Origin of the sequence: Microcoleus sp. FACHB-672 (genome assembly GCF_014695725.1) — a bacterium.
GTDB lineage: Bacteria > Cyanobacteriota > Cyanobacteriia > Cyanobacteriales > Oscillatoriaceae > FACHB-68.
Map to the genome: position 1 here is coordinate 271,821 of NZ_JACJOU010000013.1, position 17,709 is coordinate 289,529.

A 17,709-nucleotide genomic window follows, 5' to 3' on the forward strand; every position below is an offset into this window, starting at 1 on the left:
TTGGAACGGATAAACTTTTTGGGCCGGGGGCTTTTCCTCATTTTGACTGATATCGTTAAGCTTTTGAGCAACCCTTTTTTTCCAGCTCCTAATTGCCTGATTTATCACATTACTTGCTTAGTGGCAATGTCAAAACTGCCTAATAATTTTCTCGGTTTAACTGTAACTAGCTTCCCGTCTAACATTGTGAAAGCCTATAAATAGCCCCTGCCCCTTGATGCGTATTTAAATGGGTGTGAGGGTTACATTGCAAAAATCTGCCAACTCACTTCTCACCAAGGCGCTTTTTAGCGTAACTTGAATGCTCTCTCCCTTCCCCAGTATGCTCCGGCAATTTTAATAACTTACCTTTTTGGCAGTAGATTTTTTAATCTAATCAGGAGATGTTTTGGCTTTAAGACGTTGAAGTTGCCGACAATAAGTTATTTACTCTAAAATCAAAAGTAATTTGACATTCTAAAGCTTTGCATTTTTATCTTGACAAGCGCTAGGATTTCAGGAAAAACATTATAATAATTTTTTTAAATTCACCTTAAAAGAAAAATCTTACAGATGTTGGTAATTTCCTAAAATCACTTTATAGAAAAACAAACCCTAAAAAAAAAGAACATTTTACCCCAATCAATTTCCATCGGCTTTTATAGCACGCATAATTCAAGCCACTTATAACCGTAAAGAGCTTATTTTTGATTCATTTATGGAATCTGGAACGATTGCTATTGCTGCGTTAATGCTATCACTTCTGGCCCTTGGCGTTGAGCTTTGCCAAGACGACTGCGAGATTACCCTAACTGACTTGAGAATTTTTTACGACAAAAGCAAATTCAGCCATCCCAATAATCTTGATTTTTAAACCGGCAATATTTGTAAAGGCGATAATTCCCGCCATTGAGAATGCTTGATATCCGGGTGTGCTTGCTTGTGGCTGCTGGTTGCTGCTACCTAAGCAAACTTGCTGCTGAAATCCTGTAAAAAAAGATACCTTTCTCCAAAGTTCCTTCAATCGTTCACTGAGTGATATCATTTTCTGTTGCGGTTGCATCCCTAGGGGGGGGAATGCTCACCCAAAAGTTATAAATTCTGTTGTGGGAGACGAATTTACCGACCAATCTGAGCCTCTAAAATCTAAAATAGGAGGGCACTCTTAGTGCTTTTGGTTAGGGCACAAAATTCAAGAATGTAGCATTTTTCTGGCTGTGTGCAACACTAACAATGTAGTTAAGGCGCACGCCGGCTAGTTGAGATAACTTTTCTCGCTACAAACACCTCGTATGTCCAATTCATGACCTTGACTGCTAAATGCTTTAAGCTCAGGACGTACTCTCACCCCAAAAATATACGGGCTATGATAACTGCAAATCCACAGACTTAAGTGTTACTCTTTGTCGCAGTAGAAGCAAAAGCTTCTGTAAAACGCTTTTGAGAAGTCAACCTGGTATAAAATTCAGCAAAAGCTAAACTCTCGTTTAGGAAAACGCTATAAGGAGAAAGGATTATGGATGATTTAGAACGGCTGCCGGTTGGCATTGTAGGCGCGTCAGGCTATGGGGGAGTGCAGTTGGTGCGCTTGCTGATGGATCACCCAAAACTTAAACTGGCTTATTTGGGAGGTGACAGCAGCGCCGGCAAATCTTTCTCCGATCTGTATCCCCATTTCGGTAATTTTGTGAACCAGGCGATCGAGTCAGTGGATGTAGAAACCATTGCGGAACGCTGTAAAGTTGTCTTTCTCTCCCTGCCAAATGGTTTAGCGTGGAAAATGGCACCGGCACTTATTGAGAAAGGGTGCAAAGTTCTCGATCTTTCTGCTGATTACCGATTTTCTAATTTAGACACTTATAAGACATGGTATGGCGGAGATCGCACAGATGGGGAAACTGCTGTCAACGCTGTATATGGTTTACCTGAACTTTACCGCGAACGTATCAAAGAAGCTCAATTAGTCGGTTGTCCCGGTTGCTATCCCACGGCTAGTTTGTTGGCGATTTCACCCCTTCTAAAGCAAGGATTAGTTTTAAGCGAAACGGTGATCATTGATGCAAAATCTGGCACCTCTGGCGGTGGCAGACAAGCGAAAACAAGTATGTTGCTCGCTGAAGCTGATAATTCTTTAGGGGCTTATGGAGTGGCGCGTCACCGGCATACTCCAGAAATTGAACAAATTTGTAGTGATCTCGCCGGCCACGAAGTTTTGGTACAATTTACCCCTCACCTAATTCCAATGGTGCGCGGGATTTTGTCTACCGTCTACGCCACACTACGTGATCCTGGGCTAGTGCGAGAAGATTTAATTACCATTTACACCGCTTTTTACCGATCTTCTCCTTGGGTGAAGATACTGCCCAATGGTGTTTATCCTCAAACCAAGTGGGCTGCCGGCACAAATTTGTGTTACATCGGTGTTGAAGTTGATCCCCGCACAGATCGGGTGATTGTTATGTCAGCGATTGATAATTTAATCAAAGGACAAGCCGGTCAAGCGCTGCAATGTCTTAACTTAATGATGGGCTGGGAAGAAACCCTCGGATTGCCCCAAATGGGTTTTTATCCGTAGCGCAATTTGCAGCCCGAAGGGCATAGCATTTGGATTATAAATTTTGAGTTAAGTCCCAGGTTTTATTCTCCGAATGCTATGCCCCTACGACTTTATCGTTAAAATTTTGTCAGCAAATTAAGCCGGCAACAACTGTTTCTCCTTCACATCAACCGGCGCAGATAAAGCTTCTTCCAAATCCGCACAACCCAGCTTTTCCTCTAAAATCTTCATCACTTCCCGTCCAAAATCGTTAGGATTTTGACGCCAAGCTTGCAGGCAAACTTCCCCAAAAAACGATCCGAATGGTTCAGGATTCCAAAGCAATTTTCGAGCTGTCCAGGGCATGATACTCATCGGATCGTAACCCGGTTTGAGAATATCCTTCTTAAAGGCATATTCTTCTAAATGGGTGTGGGGTTGCAAGCCGATGAAGAAAATGGCCGGTTCAACTTTATCCGGCCCAAAAATACGCTCTAATTCCCGATGGTAGGCAATTGTCTGACGAATCGTTTCATAAGTTTCGTCTATGACATTAAACGAATAGTTGACTGAAACTAAATCATTGAAACCGGCAGCTTTTAAATCGCGGCAGTTTTCCAATACGGTGCGAAGGTTGTAACCCATTCGCATTTTCCGCACAAGTTCTTGGGAACCGCTAGTGATGCCAATTTCAAAATAATTCATGCCGGTTTTCACCATCAGATCGCACAATTCGGGCGTTAAGTTATCCGCGCGAATATACGCTGCCCAGTGAATATCATCCATGCCGGCATCAATAATTTTTTGCAACAGTTCAACGGCATCATCAATAAATTTACGCGCCGGAATAAACTGAGCATCGGTGAACCAAAAATTACGAATTCCGCGATCATAAAGCTGGCGAATCTCTGCCACCACTTCATCGGCTGGATTAATTCGCACCTGCTTGCCTTCAATTACCGTGTAAATGCAATAGCAGCAGTTATGGGGACAACCGCGCTTGGTTTGCACCCCAACGTAAAAATCTTCGTCGTGCAAGTAATATTGAAATTCCGGCCAAATTTTCTCGATATAGTTGTAATTACAGGCCGTTTTCTCAATATTAGTTGGTTGTTCGTGAATCATGCGATCACGCGGTTTGGTTTCTCCCACCACATAACAGCGTTCATCACTAAGATCTCGATTGGCAAGCAGTTTTTCCAGCAGCGCTTCACCTTCTCCGACTGAGATAATGGTTCCCGCCGGCAGACTACGCCCCAACTGTTCATAGAATACGCTTACCGCACCTCCACCGACAACCGCACGGGCATTTGAGCGGTATTTTTGAGCGCGTTGCAGCCCCCGCTTAATTAAGCCTTGGTTGCGCCATAGTTCAGTATAGTAAGCCGTGGTGATCCGCAGTCCTCCTAACGCCCCTCGCAGTTTCACAAAAGGATTTTTGGCGTAGTAGAACTCAAAAGCATTCTGCAAAGGATTGCCGCCTCGTCCACCCACTGGCGCATAAATCTGAATATCTCGCCAAGAAAATACCAGCAGCGTCGGCTGAAATTCATCGACGCAAGCATCTAACGCGCCGGCGAAATCTAAAGGCGGTACTGTTCCCAAGTCAAAAATTCGCTGTTCGGCTTCTGGAAACAGCTTGTGGACGTGATCAGCCAGGTAAACAACCCCAATGGGGAAGATGGGATTGCAAGGCAGGCGGACGTAGAGAATGCGATTTTCCATACCGGCTTGGGGGTTAAGCATTTATGAAAGTTTTTTTCATATAACTTTACAATACCACTTACTGTCCCCTTATGTGGGCGAATCACTGTCCTGACTTGGATCGTCAACTTCTTTTCAACAGACTTCGCTGGAAACTGACTGCCGGTGGGGATTTTCTCTAACTCACACTCACCTCATGATCCATAGGTGCATATTTAATCAAATATGTCAAGATAAATGAGTCTAAAGACAATATAAAATTATTATTCCAAAAGGAAGAAATCCTTCGATACAGTTCAGTTGGTAGCCGCATTTACAACTCCCGGGGATCGCGCAGTGTTAATGTTTGAAAGTAAGTCGCTGTGGTGCAAAACCCTTCAGTCGTTATGGCACAAATTCTCGACCCGATTCCTTCAGGCCAAGTCGGCCACATTCTTTGCTGCTATGTCAATGCTACCAGCAAGATTCAAATTGCCCGAATCACAAATATTCCCAACTGGTACTTTGAGCGAGTTGTCTTTCCCGGACAGCGTTTAGTATTTGAATCTTTTCCCGAAGCAGTATTAGAAATTCATACAGGTATGATGGCTAGTGCCATTCTATCCGATAAGATACCATGTAATCGTTTGTGTATACGTGAAAATACTGATGTCGTTGTCGAAACTACTCAGGAAGCGAAAAACACTGAAAAAAAGTTTTCACCCAGCCTCGAATCTCCCAATAAAGCTAAAGGGGCTGCAAAACCTTTAATCGCTGCTGCTTTAACTTCAGTGGATTAAAATCTAACTTTTATATTCCCCGCGAGGGCTGACTCGCTCACTCATGACTTGCTATGATGCGAGGGCTGATTTGATGGGTGTAACGCTTTGAACCTGCCTTCCTTTATCTGGTTGTGGAAAATAGCGGCTTGGTCTATGGGATTTTCCATACTTGCCTATTTGCTACTTGCCATGACCGGCACTTGGATGTTTCAGGCGCGGCAAACTCGGAACCGGCGTCCGCGTTGGCTGAGATCTGGGCATTACATCATTGGTGGCATCATGGTGGCTTTGGTGCTTTTACTACTAGGGATTGGCCTTGTCGGCACTCTAGGGCATTATGGCACTTTAAACCACTCAGCTCACTTTGGAGCCGGTTTAACGGTAGTGGGTTTAGTTTTAATATCTGCCTGGAGCGCAACACAAATTAGCCCAGGGCGTCCTTGGGCTAGAACAGTTCACATCAGCGCAAATGCAGTCTTGTTTATTGCGTTTGCGTGGGTTACATGGACAGGCTGGACTGTGGTGCAAAAATATTTACCTTAATGCAAATTGGGTGTGAAGAATGAGTCATTGGAATTTTTTCCATGCGCTTAACCTCACGCCCAATTTTTAATAGAATAAATGATGAACAGTTAATCATGAACAGCGAACAATCTCAGCCGACAATCTTCCGCATCTCTCCCTTAATTCGGCTGACCCTTTTAAGTTTATATATTGCCCTGACAATTCCCTTACCGTTTTTATCTCAACTCACAGGTGCACCCGTCCCGCCGGCACTTTTGTGGGTAGCGTTAGGTTTCGGTGGCGTTGTTTTATATGGTGCCTTAAGTGAGCGCGTAATATTAGATGAGCAAGGCATTCAAGTAACTTATCCTACTTGGGTGCCCAAAATTTTTCGCAAAGGTTGGTCATTACCCTGGGCAGGCGTACAGGCACTAAAACCGCGAACAACCGGCCAAGGTGGATTGGTTTACTATTTCTTGAGTAAATCAGGTCAAGGCTATTTATTGCCGGCTCGTGTCGTGGGATTTGCTAAATTAGTTCAGCTAGTCGAAGCAAAAACCGGCATTGATACAAAAGATGTTCGTCCCTTAGCGCAGCCTTGGATGTATTTAATTTTGTTAGGATTTACATTGCTGCTCTTGCTAGTAGATATCTGGACAATTTGGACAGCACAAACCCAGATACATTAATAAGTTTTAAGGTTTGACAAGTTACTTTAGAAGTTTCTCTCCTTCAACCTAACCCTTCATGGTATCAACTGTCCCAAGCGCCCAATTGCGGCTTGATCAAGTCAGCGTGACTGCTTCCGTGGGTTTGCACTATTTGCTCAAAGACATTTCCTTTGAAATTAAACCAGGAGAACGAGTGGCGCTGATTGGGCCATCTGGGGCCGGGAAAACTACCTTGTTACGGCTGCTCAACCGGCTCAGCGAACCCACTCAGGGAGCGATTTATCTGGAAGATCGAGCTTATCGGCAAATCCCTACAATCGAGTTGCGTCGGCAGGTGACGCTGGTTTTGCAAGAGTCCAAACTTTTAGGGATGCCGGTGCGAGATGCCCTAGAGTATCCTTTGAAGTTGCAAGGCATGAGCGCACAAGCGATTACCGAACGCATCTTAACTTGGGTTGAGCGTCTGCATATTCCCAATGAGTGGCTGGGGCGCACAGAAGTGCAGCTATCGGCAGGGCAGCGACAGATCGTTGCCATCGCCAGGGCGCTGACGTTGCAACCGAAAATTTTATTACTGGATGAGCCAACTTCCGCCCTTGATGCCGGCAGGGGGGCGAAGTTGATCACGACTCTCACTGAACTGGCGGAAACCACACAAACAACAATTTTAATGGCCAATCACCAGCTGGATTTGGCCAAAGAATTTTGCACTCGCATCCTCTACCTGCAACAGGGGGAACTCATTCAAGATATGCCGGCGCAGCAAATTGACTGGGTTCAGCTGCGCCAAACCCTCATCCAAGCAGAAGCCAGAGAAGCTCAAGAGTGGAGTTAATCATTGAAGGGCTAACCCTTAGCCCCAACCACCTGCCAAGCCAATTTCGCGGCACCGGCAATACCGGCTTGGTTCCCCAATTCAGCCGTTAATAGCTGTAAACCTGGGCGGCACACCGGCAGAACTCGCCGCTCAATTTCTGATAGGGTTGCCGGCAGGAAAAATTCAGCACTGGCACTGATGCCGCCGCCAATAATAATCGCTTCTGGGGTGAGCACGTAGATGAGACTAGCTAAACCGGCACCCAGATGATGTCCGTAAGTTTCCCAAAAATCTAATGCTTGCCGGTTGCCAGCTTTTGCCATGTGGCCAAGTTCTGCCGGTTCTTGCCCTGTGCGCCGGCGAATGGCTTGAACTGAAACAAATTGCTCTAAAGAACCCCGGTTGCCGCTGTGGCATTCTGGGCCGTAAAGGTCTAGGGTAATTAAACCCAACTCTCCGGCAGCGCCGGTGCGGCCCACAAATAGCTCACCATTAAGGATAATGGCACCGCCAACGCCAGTGCCTAAAGTCAGGACGATGAGGTTGTCAAACTGGCGACCGGCACCTAACCAAGCTTCTCCCAAACCGGCACAGTTGGCGTCGTTGGCTAAAATTGTCGGTTTGCCGGTTTTGTCTTCTAACCAGTCAGCTAAGGGGACATCTTCCCAGCCGGCTAAGTTAATTGCGACTTTGGCCACGCGAGAGCCGATATCGACTGGCCCTGGTGTCCCAACGCCGATGGCCACGCATTTGCCCTTTGGATCTAGTTCCCCAATTGCGTCCACCATGACGCCTAAAACTGCTTCAGGTGTTGCCGGCTGGGGTGTTTCCACGCTTAAGGAATGATGGCATTTACCATCTGGGCTAAATCGCCCCAATTTAATGGCTGTGCCCCCTAAATCTATGCCAATGACTTCTGGGCTGATGCCCTTTTTTATTACAACGCCGGCGTCTGCGCTCATAAGTGCAACCTGTAATCGCTTTTGCCTTATTGTACGATTTTAGATTTTAGATTTATCTGGCTTTTTTGAGTGGGTTTTCAGATAACGGGTTGAAGCTGGGATTAGGGGTTTAGTTTGTTGGATGAGATAGTAAGCTTATTAAAATGTCAAGGTTTATTTTTTTTACAGCAGATGATAGCGTAGCGTGCCGTCAGGCATACACAGATGGGTTTAGGGTGAGTGGCAGAGATTTTGGAATTAAGATTTTTTAACCGCAGATAAACGCAGATGGGTTTAGGATTGGTTGCTGAGGTTTGGGTTTTTTGATTAAACGCAGATGAGGTTTAGAGTTGGCTGTTTTGAAGGCATTTTTTTTGTTTTTGAAGGGGTATATTTAATCGGCAATAGTGAAGCTTTTCAAAAATGTTTGAAATTCTTGTTCGGCTTTGCGGTAATCGGCTGATTTCTTGTCTAGTTCTGTTTGGCTAATTTCTTTGTCTTGATATTGTTTTTGTGCGAGTTCAAATTCTAGTTTTTTGAGTTGGTAGTTTTGTTTTATCAGGGTTCCTTCAACTGAGCCAACCCAATTGTAAAATCCCAAAGTTTGCGTTTCTGGATCTGTGTTTTTGACTGTGGCAATCGCAGATTTTCCCAGTTTTGCTTTACTGGTATCTGTTAATTGCCGAAAGCTTTCTAGGGCTTCCTTAATTTGTTGAGTTCTGGTTAAGGAATTTTCAAATGTAAATCTTTGATTGAGCGTATCATCAATTGGTTCGTCTGGATGAACCGACTGTTTGACTGGGTTTGAAGAGGAATTGGCGGTGCTGGTGTTGGAATTGGGACTGAGTTGCTGGCGAGTTTGCTGTTCTTTAAAAGACCATAACATTCCTGCCACTGCGACAGGAACCAGGGCTAAAAAAATAGCGGCTTTTAGGAGAGATCGATTAATTTGCATTGACATATTCCTAAGAAATTATCACTCTGAGGCTAGATAGAGATACAACAGCCGGTGTGATATTTCCGGGGTAGAGGCTAGAGGTTGACGCAGCCTTACCCCCTGCCCCATTTAATTTTGTCTGTCTTAACTTTGCTGCCGCAATTTAGGATTGACGAACTCGTTCAACCCTTCACCCACCAGAGACAACCCGACAACCATGAGTGTCATTGCTAAACCTGGAAATAAAGCCGTCCACCAGATGCCAGTGGGAAGTGCTTCTAGCGCCTGCCGCAAATCGTGTCCCCACTCTGCTGTTTCTTCGGGTAAACCTAAACCGAGAAATCCTAAGCCTCCTAATGTCAGAATGGCATCAGCAGCGTTGAGGGTGAATAACACCGGCACGCTTTGAATGACGTTAAGAAATAAGTAACGCGTGAGAACTGTCCAGGTAGATGCGCCCATTGCTTGGGCAGCTTCAACAAACAGTTCGGTTCTGACACTGTGGGTGTGATTTCTCACAACGCGATAGTATTGGGGAATGTAAGAAATACTCAAAGCAATCGCTGCATTCAATACTCCACGCCCGACAACAAACGCCAAGGTAATTGATAGCAGCAGTCCGGGTAAGGTGTAAATTGTATCCATAAAAAATAGCAACACCCGATCCACTTTTCCCCCTAAATAACCGCTGACTAAGCCAAGGGGGACGCCAATAATTAAACTGAGTGCTGTTGCCAAAATTACGACTTGCCACGCTGCTTGGCTGCCGAATAGGGTGCGTGAAAACACATCATAACCTTGCCTGCTGGTGCCAAACCAATGGCCGGGAGAGGGAGGTTGGTGGATGGGGTTACTGAGAAATTCTGTTGGGTTTTGCAGCCACCCCCAACTCTGGAAAGCCGGTGCTAAGAGGGCAATAAAGACAAATAGAAGTGTCAGCACAATACCCACCCCCATCATTTGCATCGAAAGGCTGGATTTACCGGCACGACGCAAGAATTGAGGCAGGGGCAGTCTGTTAGGAGCCATCTAGATATTCACTCTCAGCAAGATACGCTGCTTATTTTGACAGAATTCTGAATCAGTCTTCAGCAAGATTTCGCCACAAGTTAAAGAAGTCAGAAATTTTACTTCTCACCCCCTTACCCCATCACCCTCTCAATTAAGGAGACGGCTTCGGAGACGCTTGGGGCGTTGCCGGCAAAGTGGTGGGCGATGGACTGGGTTTTATCTGCTGTTTGGGCGGACTGATGCGCGTTGGAGAGGGGATAGCTTTGGAAGGGCTGGGAAATGGGCCTGGTTTGCCTTGCTGTTTCAGCATCATAAAGATATCGTAGCGAGTGCTGCGTGCGTTGCTAATGGCTGCTGTTAGCCCAACGGTGCGAATCCCATTCACGACGGCTTGTTGCGCCGGCGGCAGTTCTGGGAAGAAAAATTGTTTATTGTTTACCAGGCGATCTACATCAATGAAAAAGTTGCCGGTGGTGGATTCAAGTTCTGTGGGAACAGCTTTTTGGAATTGTTCAGAAGCTGCTAGAGGGGTTGGCGGTTTGGGAACGATGCCACCGGCAACCGGCGCAAACATTGTCAAGAAAGCAACATTGCCATTTAACCAACCGTGAGTAAGTGTCAAGGCACCAAATTGGGAAGTCCAATTGACGACCGGCTGATTGCCAATTTTCGCCTCTTCAACCTTAAATTTGTATCGATCACTCATCACCCGATCTAGCTGTTTGAGGGCATTCTCTGCGGCGCGGCGGTCGCTTGAACGCACCATGAAGACTAGCCCAGCCGGAAACTGTGTCGTCGTTCCTTGAGCGGCGGGAATTAGGGAAAAGGAAAATTCCCCGGCCATCCATGCCAGCAAGTCTTTTTCTAAATTCAAGCCGGTGTTAGATGTGATGGCTTTTTGCAGCCATTGAGGGTCGAAGGGTGTCAGGGGGTTGGCTTCGGCACCTTCGGTGTAATCTTGCCACATCCGCTGCAAATTGCTGCCCGAGGCCATCATTAAGGTGTCTGTCGGCAGCCGGCTGAGCATTCCCTGGGCTTTATTTTCTACGGCTTGCTTTTTCTCACTATCTGGTTTTAGCCAAGAAACCGCTTTAAGATTTATGCCTTCAGGCTGCAGGTTAACTGTTGTGGCGACTCCCTGATTTTGTTGCAGTTGCGCCCTAGCTTGCGGAGGAATCGTTCGCACGGAATGAATGGCGGCAACATCCGCAGCCGCCGGCACATTGATATAAACTCTGGCGAATGGCCCAGATGTCTCGATTTGATTTAACGCTTCACGGTATCCAGGGGTTCTAGCTAGGGAGGGGCCGCCTTTATAGCTATCAATTGCCAGTTCTGTTGCTCTTGGGTTGGTGGTAACGACGAGGAAGCGATCATCAAGTATCGCGGCTGAGTATCTTTGAGCCTGCGCGCCTTGTATTTCCCTTATTTTGATGTTGTTGTAAGTGCGCTCAACCCACTGACCCTGGGCTGGGGGTTTAGGTTTTTCTAACAGTTGTTTCGCCCGCCCTGCGTTGCTAATGGGTAGCACGATCATGAGGGCATTTTCGATGGAGGCTGCGGCATTGGGGGCAGGAGAGGTGGCTGAGGCGACGAGTTGAGGCGATAACCAAGCAATCATTACCTCTCGCCCTACCCAAGGCTGGATATCTTTCTCATAGTTGTAGCCATTGACGCTCAACAAGTTATCGCGCCACTGGGCCAGTTGTCCATCAAGAAGTGCTCGGCTTTCTGGGGTGCCGTACTGTCGCAACTGCTGCCACTGACCGGGATTGGTACTTAGGGAAACGGCGGCAAATGCGTCTTGGGGGACAATGGTGGAACCGACAGGGGTATTTCCTAAAGGGGTTTTTTGAACCAATGCCCAATAAGCTGCGATCCCGCCACCAATTAACAAGACGGCAGCCCCCACCGTCAGCAGGCGGGCAGAGTTGGGTTTCTCAAATGCAGTTTTTATTTTGTCAATCATAGAGTCAGAAATGGTCGCTCAGACAGGGTAGCCGGTGCAATTGTCAATTTACCAGGGTCTGCGGAATTGATGGCGATCAATCTCGCCCGGTTCCAACCCTTAATACAGTTGGTTCAATAAACGCTGTGGGGAGAAGATAAGAGGCGTGCGGTGTTGAAGCCAACACCGCTTTTAAACGAACCACTCACAACATCAGTTGTGCGACTAAAGTCTTTCTTTACCTCACTTAGCACTCAGAACTCAGGACTCAGCTCTCAGCATCCAGCACTCAAAACTGACAGAGGACGATACAATGTATCCCGCTGCCGGTCAGGACGTCCCAAGGAGTGGATCGCTGCCTGTAAGGCTTCTGCTGTCTGACAACTGCCGCCTTGGGCACCGGCCATTGTGGTAATGTGTTCTTCCATTAAGGTGCCGCCAATGTCGTTACAACCCCATTTAAGGGCTTCTGTCGCGCCGGCAAGACCGAGTTTAACCCAGCTGGGTTGATGGTTGGCTATCCAATTTCCTAAAAAGATTCTAGACACGGCTGTGAGTAGGAGTGTATCGGCAAGAAGCGGCTGATCGCGTCCCACCCGACGCCGCAAAGGTGCCGGTGCCATTTCTCCCACGAAAGGCAGGAGAATAAATTCACTGATGCGGACGGGATATTGCCGGTCTATGGCGGTTTGCTGAAGTAGACGCAATTTTTCTAAATGGCTGATTTGCTCCTCTGGGGTTTCAATATGTCCGCATAGCATGGTGCTTGTTGTCGGCAAACCCAAGCGGTGAGCTGTTTCTACAATTTCTAGCCAGGTGTTGCTATCGAGTTTTTCTGGACAGATAATGCGCCGCACCCGATCTTCCAGCACTTCTGCAGCGGTTCCTGGCATTGAACCAACACCGGCATCCCGCAGCGCTACGATGACATCTGCATAACTCAGCCCATCTTCTCTGGCAATGAATTGCACTTCTTGGGGAGAGAAGGCGTGCAAATGCAGTTGGGGAAATTCATCTTTGATTATTTTCACCAATTGCAGGTAAAACGACAAAGAGGAACCGGCAACCTTTGCTTGAGGGTTTAATCCCCCCTGCATACAAATTTCTGTGGCATCCTGTCGCACTGCATCTGTCGCTTTTTCGAGGATTTTGCCGGCATCCAGCCAAAACGCGCCTTCCTCTGCGTCATCGCGGCGAAAGGCGCAGAAGCTACAGTGCTGTTCGCAGATATTTGTAAAGTTAATATTGCGGTTGATGATGTAGGTGACAGTTTCACCGGCTTGTCTGCGCCGGAGTTCGTCGGCGGTTTGGCGAATGGCTGCGATGGCTGCCGGTTCTGTTTGTTTCAGGAGTGCGACTCCTTCTTCGGGGGAAATATCGGTGCCGGTTAAGGCACGGTTTAGAATTGCATCAACAGTTTGAGTTTTCACAGCGTTTTAGAAAATAGCCAATGATTTCTTTTATTTTGGCAGGCTATTCTGTGGGTGAGGCGGAGGTTAGGGAATTGCAAAATTTAGAATTCGTTATAACTTGTTAGGATAAAACGTTTTTGTTACTATGATCAGTCAAACGTTGCCGCCAAATTACCAGCGTCTAAGCCAACTGCTACCGGCATTTAAGGGATGGGCAATTTTTACAATTGTTACTTATCATTTATGGGGCTATTCTAAAGGCTGGTTGCTCTTTTCTCAGGTTTATACGGCATCTTTAAATCAGGGGATCAAGGGGTTATTAGAGGCAGTCTTAAATATTTTTTGCTTGCTGGGAGAGTATGGGGTTCATATTTTTATTATTGCCAGTGGTTTTGGGTTGGCGTCTTCTTGGTGGCGAGGGGGGAAAGGTGCCGGCAACACGTTTCGCATATTTGATATTTTAAAATTTTGGCGACGCAGACTTTGGCGATTATTTCCGCTTTATTGGTTGGCGCATGGTTTGGCGCTGATTTTGGCGTGGGTGCAGCCGGCTTGGGTTCCCTTTGGGCGTGAGGTATTAAATCGAGGGGGATTTGATCCAATCTTGGCAAGTTTTGCGAGTTTCACAACTTTGCGAAATTTTAGTTTAGATTACTATTTCTTTCTGAATGCAGCTTGGTGGTATGTAGGACTAGCGGTTCAATTGTATTTAATTTTTCCGCTACTGGTTTGGGTTGGAAAACGTTGGGGATGGTCAAGTTTACTTATTATTTCTTTGGTAATCACTTTATTATACCGGACGTTAATTATTGGGCTTTCCCTAAATGAAATAGCGACAGATGTTTTATTGCGTGGCGCTTTTTTTCCGACGCGTCTCTTTGGATTTGTCTTTGGAATTGTACTTGCGGTAACTCTTTTAGAACCGGCGGCGAAAAATTTTCAGGGGGTGTGCCGGTGGAGTCAAAAATTACTACTGGAAAAACGCTGGATTTGGCTAACTGCACTTATGTGGGTTGTGGGTGTGGGTTTTGATTGGGCTTCCTCTGAAGGTTGGATGGTTCTCAGAATTCCCGCAGATATTTTGATAGGCGTTGGAGAATTTTGCTTATTGTTTCAAACGATGAGTCTAATTCCGTGGGGGAAAGCCGGTTTAGCAACGCTTGGGAACCTTTCTTATGGTATTTATCTCTCCCATATGAACTTTATGGTTGCGCTGTGGGCAATTTTAACTCCTCTACTCTCGTTTTACTGGCTGCGATTTTTTATCGTTGTAGCAATTACCTGCGGTTTAGGAGGATTATTTGATTATAGTTACCGATTGCTTAGCCAAAAAACATCGCTGAAAATCAGCAGTTAAATTTACCTTTAAAAGCCGTGATGAATCAAAGTCGCTCTCTATATAAACAGCCGTTTCACCCGTCACTCGAACATTTACTCATCGCAGCCATTGCCATTGGGATTATGCTGCGCTTGATTAATTTAGGAACTCGTGAATTTTGGTATGATGAAATTCTATCTTTAATGCTATCCACAGGACAAAAACTTGCTTATCAATCCCCAGAAGAGACGCCGGTTATTTTATCGAAGTATAGTTCATTATTAAAGTTGCCGGCAGAAATTACAATTCCAGAGGCCCTAAAAACTCTCATTAGCCTGCTAAGAGGATTAGTTGGCGGAGAACCTCACCCACCTCTATTTTTTCTCAGTCAGCATTTTTGGTTACGCCTTGTTGGAAACAGTGAAATCGCTATGCGTAGCCTGAATGCTTTGTTAAGTATTGCCGCAATTGGATGCACTTATGGATTGGGGAAAACGATTTTAGGACATCGTGGCGGACTTTTACTCGCTGCGCTTTTAGCAACAAATCCGTTTTATTTATTTCACTCCCTAAACGTGCGAATGTATGCACCACTCGTTTTGTGGATTTCCCTCAGCACATGGGCGTTGCTTCAACGAATTAAAATTCAAATTAATCAAAAATCTCAAAATTCCGGAATGCCGGCAACAAAATTTCCTATATTTTTCTGGGATATCTTGTTAATTGCCTCAGTCACCGCAGGAATATTGACATTTTATTTATATATTTACTGGATCATTACTTTAGCAATCATCGCGATTTATTTAGATAGATGCCGGTGGTGGCAACACGCATTAAATTTAGCCGCCGGCATTCTATTATCCGTCCCCTGGATACTTTGGGGCACGCGCCAGCAACTCCGCAACGCCGACTTTCAGCGGTTTAACGCACCGGCAGGATTGATTGCCCGCATCATACAGCATTTTCAGGATGTCGCCCAAACCTTGGGGACTCACCTACTCTTAGGAGACTGGGTAACAAGTTTGCCACCGGCAAGCCGTGTGATCGTGGGAGTGGGTGTAATGGGGGTGCTTGCTGGGGTGATCGTGAGTCTGTGGCGTCAGGCAAGGGGAGAGAGAGGGAGAATTCCCATCGTTCAACTTTCACTATTATTAAGCTTGCTGCCCCTATTGCTGGCGCTGGCAGTTGATATCGTCACCGGCAAGTTTACCGTGGGTTTTGGCTGGGGACGCAGTATGATTTGGGTTTTACCAGGCTGCTTGCTGTTGCTGGCTGTGTGGGTGGAAAAGGCTGCCTCGCGCTGGCGCAAACCAGCAGTGGCAGTGTTATTGCTATTGTATTTGAGCGTCAGTATTGGCGATTATAGTTTGCGGCAGCGCTGGGTCTTCCATAAAATTGCCGATGTTATCGCACAGCAACCCACTACGCCTACCTTAATTGCGATGAACTCTCAAGCTTGGGGTCATGTGATGCGTTTGGCTTATTATATTTCGCCGACAATGCCGGTGAATCTGTTGGCGCAAGAATCTAACCAGTTGCCCAATACATTAGAAAAGGTTCTCAAGTCTGAGGGTTCGCGATATTCTCGTATTGTCTGGCTAGAAAGTGCGATGCCGGTATGGTCGAAGCCGGCAACTGAGGCTGAAAGACAGCAAGTTAAACAGGTGTTAAACAGCCGGTTTCAACTGATTCAGCAGCAGTCTCTCTCAGGGACGATGGATCTTGATGAATTCAGACTCAGCCTTTACACTCGTTCTGCCGATCATTAAAGCTTCTTTAATGTTATCATCTTTGGTTAATTGCTTTTTCAAAAATTGATTTTCTCTTGATCTAAAAGTCGAGAAAATTATAATTTTTTTTGTTTTTCTATTGAGCGGCGATCTAAAATCTAAAATGTAAAATCGACATGAGTGCCAGCAAATCCAAGTTTCTTTTACCTATGCCGGCAGGATCTTTAGAAGTTCCTCAAATGGCATCAAGGCTCACTGATAACAGCGAGTCTTATTCTCAGGCACTCAGCGAACAACCGATTTATTTTTCTCTAGTAATTCCAGCTTATAACGAAGGGAGAAATATTCAGGAAATAATTAAGCAATTGAGCGAGTTACTCGATCAGGTCATTCCCAATAATTATGAACTAATTGTCGTGGATGACGATAGCCCAGATTTTACTTGGAAATTGGCTCAAGCATTGATGCCTGAATATCCTCAATTGCGAGTGATGCGGCGTCAGGAAGAACGGGGACTTTGCACCGCAGTCATTCGCGGTTGGCAAGCGGCAAGAGGAGAGATTTTGGGGGTGATTGATGCTGATCTCCAACACCCGCCAGAAGTGCTATTAAAACTATTAGCAGAAATAGAACGAGGTGCAGATTTGGCAGTCGCTAGCCGTCATGTGGAAGGCGGCGGCGTGAGTGATTGGAGTTTAATGCGCCGGTTTTTATCTCGCGGTGCTCAGTTGTTGGGTTTAATTATGCTGCCGGAGGTGATTAGTCGAGTTTCAGATCCAATGACCGGCTATTTTTTGGTACGCCGCGATGTGATTGCCGGCAAGGTTATGAATCCACTCGGTTATAAGATTTTGATTGAGGTTTTAGGACGCGGAAAGATTCGCTGGATTGCTGAAGTCGGCTATGTCTTTCAAGAACGCCAAGAAGGCGAAAGTAAGGTAACCTGGAAACAATATTTAGAATATCTCCAACACCTGCTGCGGTTGCGCTTTTCCCTATGGCCGGTTGAGCGTTTTCTGCGTTTTGCTATAGTGGGATTGAGTGGGGTGTTTGTGGATATGGGGGTACTCTATCTGCTGCACGATACCAGCACTTTTGATTGGCCTCTAACTCGCAGTAAAATTGTAGCCGCAGAAGTGGCAATTATTAACAATTTCTTATGGAATGACCGTTGGACTTTTGGCGATGTTTCTAGCAAGCAGCAGGGAAATCGGCAACGTTTGAAACGATTGTTAAAATTTAATTTGATTTGTTTGGGAGGGCTGATTTTAAATGTGATATTTTTGAATTTCTTATTTAATGTATTGAAAATTAATCAGTATTTGGCAAATTTGATAGCAATTGGAGTGGTAACTTGCTGGAATTTCTGGATTAATTTGAAGCTGAGTTGGCGCGTGACGGAAGTTGATAAAAAATAGAATTTTAGGCAATTTATTTTTT

General features: G+C 45.8%; 15 protein-coding genes and 1 pseudogene. 9 read left to right on the top strand and 7 right to left on the bottom strand.

Annotated features, from left to right (window positions below; genetic code table 11):
* Nucleotides 1–622: 622 nt before the first annotated feature.
* Nucleotides 623–853: pseudogene (locus tag H6F56_RS27300) on the top strand (DNA methyltransferase); the annotation flags it as partial.
* Here H6F56_RS27300 and H6F56_RS09005 read toward each other — a convergent pair.
* Entirely contained in the window at nucleotides 788–1,024 is a 237-nt protein-coding gene (locus H6F56_RS09005) for a hypothetical protein (RefSeq protein ID WP_190666977.1), read from the bottom strand. The pseudogene H6F56_RS27300 and the gene H6F56_RS09005 overlap by 66 nt on opposite strands.
* 471 nt (nucleotides 1,025–1,495) lie before the next feature.
* Between H6F56_RS09005 and argC the strand changes: the two genes are divergently transcribed.
* The gene (gene argC / locus H6F56_RS09010; protein WP_190666979.1) at nucleotides 1,496–2,554 is read left to right on the top strand and encodes an N-acetyl-gamma-glutamyl-phosphate reductase; all 1,059 of its coding nucleotides are present in this window, start codon (nucleotides 1,496–1,498) and stop codon (nucleotides 2,552–2,554) included.
* 117 nt (nucleotides 2,555–2,671) lie between these two features.
* On the opposite strand, the gene H6F56_RS09015 is transcribed toward argC, so the two are convergent.
* Nucleotides 2,672–4,240 (bottom strand): photosystem II high light acclimation radical SAM protein, encoded by a 1,569-nt coding sequence (locus tag H6F56_RS09015; protein WP_190667166.1) that lies wholly within the window; start codon nucleotides 4,238–4,240, stop codon nucleotides 2,672–2,674.
* 365 nt (nucleotides 4,241–4,605) lie between these two features.
* Here H6F56_RS09015 and H6F56_RS09020 point away from each other — a divergent pair, with 365 nt between their 5' ends.
* The 4 genes from H6F56_RS09020 to H6F56_RS09035 all read left to right on the top strand — a co-directional run bounded on the left by H6F56_RS09020 (nucleotide 4,606) and on the right by H6F56_RS09035 (nucleotide 6,990).
* On the top strand, nucleotides 4,606–4,998 hold the full coding sequence (locus H6F56_RS09020; protein ID WP_190667168.1) for a DUF1830 domain-containing protein: 393 nt from the start codon (nucleotides 4,606–4,608) through the stop codon (nucleotides 4,996–4,998).
* Between the two features lie 87 nt (nucleotides 4,999–5,085).
* Entirely contained in the window at nucleotides 5,086–5,523 is a 438-nt protein-coding gene (locus tag H6F56_RS09025) for a DUF4079 domain-containing protein (protein WP_190666981.1), read from the top strand.
* 95 nt (nucleotides 5,524–5,618) lie between these two features.
* The gene (locus H6F56_RS09030; protein ID WP_190666983.1) at nucleotides 5,619–6,173 is read left to right on the top strand and encodes a hypothetical protein; all 555 of its coding nucleotides are present in this window, start codon (nucleotides 5,619–5,621) and stop codon (nucleotides 6,171–6,173) included.
* A 58-nt stretch (nucleotides 6,174–6,231) separates the two neighbouring features.
* On the top strand, nucleotides 6,232–6,990 hold the full coding sequence (locus H6F56_RS09035; protein WP_190666985.1) for an ABC transporter ATP-binding protein: 759 nt from the start codon (nucleotides 6,232–6,234) through the stop codon (nucleotides 6,988–6,990).
* An 11-nt stretch (nucleotides 6,991–7,001) separates the two neighbouring features.
* On the opposite strand, the gene H6F56_RS09040 is transcribed toward H6F56_RS09035, so the two are convergent.
* From H6F56_RS09040 to cofH, 5 genes are all read right to left on the bottom strand, one after another.
* Entirely contained in the window at nucleotides 7,002–7,934 is a 933-nt protein-coding gene (locus H6F56_RS09040) for an ROK family protein (protein WP_190666986.1), read from the bottom strand.
* A gap of 373 nt (nucleotides 7,935–8,307) precedes the next feature.
* Nucleotides 8,308–8,868 (bottom strand): hypothetical protein, encoded by a 561-nt coding sequence (locus tag H6F56_RS09045; protein WP_190666988.1) that lies wholly within the window; start codon nucleotides 8,866–8,868, stop codon nucleotides 8,308–8,310.
* Between the two features lie 126 nt (nucleotides 8,869–8,994).
* On the bottom strand, nucleotides 8,995–9,879 hold the full coding sequence (locus tag H6F56_RS09050) for an ABC transporter permease (RefSeq protein WP_190666990.1): 885 nt from the start codon (nucleotides 9,877–9,879) through the stop codon (nucleotides 8,995–8,997).
* A gap of 133 nt (nucleotides 9,880–10,012) precedes the next feature.
* Nucleotides 10,013–11,830 carry a DUF3352 domain-containing protein gene (locus H6F56_RS09055; RefSeq protein ID WP_190666992.1) on the bottom strand — a complete coding sequence of 606 codons (1,818 nt, stop codon included), beginning with the start codon at nucleotides 11,828–11,830 and terminating at the stop codon, nucleotides 10,013–10,015.
* 254 nt (nucleotides 11,831–12,084) lie between these two features.
* Complete coding sequence (gene cofH, locus H6F56_RS09060) at nucleotides 12,085–13,239, bottom strand: 7,8-didemethyl-8-hydroxy-5-deazariboflavin synthase subunit CofH (protein ID WP_190666994.1); 1,155 nt, start codon at nucleotides 13,237–13,239, stop codon at nucleotides 12,085–12,087.
* A gap of 127 nt (nucleotides 13,240–13,366) precedes the next feature.
* On the opposite strand from cofH, the gene H6F56_RS09065 reads away from it, so the two are divergent.
* The 3 genes from H6F56_RS09065 to H6F56_RS09075 all read left to right on the top strand — a co-directional run bounded on the left by H6F56_RS09065 (nucleotide 13,367) and on the right by H6F56_RS09075 (nucleotide 17,687).
* Complete coding sequence (locus H6F56_RS09065) at nucleotides 13,367–14,578, top strand: acyltransferase family protein (RefSeq protein WP_190666996.1); 1,212 nt, start codon at nucleotides 13,367–13,369, stop codon at nucleotides 14,576–14,578.
* A 20-nt stretch (nucleotides 14,579–14,598) separates the two neighbouring features.
* Nucleotides 14,599–16,308, top strand: coding sequence for a glycosyltransferase family 39 protein (locus tag H6F56_RS09070; RefSeq protein WP_190666998.1), 1,710 nt, complete (start codon nucleotides 14,599–14,601; stop codon nucleotides 16,306–16,308).
* Nucleotides 16,309–16,445: 137 nt separating this feature from the next.
* Nucleotides 16,446–17,687: a glycosyltransferase gene (locus tag H6F56_RS09075; RefSeq protein WP_190667000.1), complete on the top strand. Its 1,242-nt coding sequence runs from the start codon at nucleotides 16,446–16,448 to the stop codon at nucleotides 17,685–17,687.
* Nucleotides 17,688–17,709: the final 22 nt, after the last annotated feature.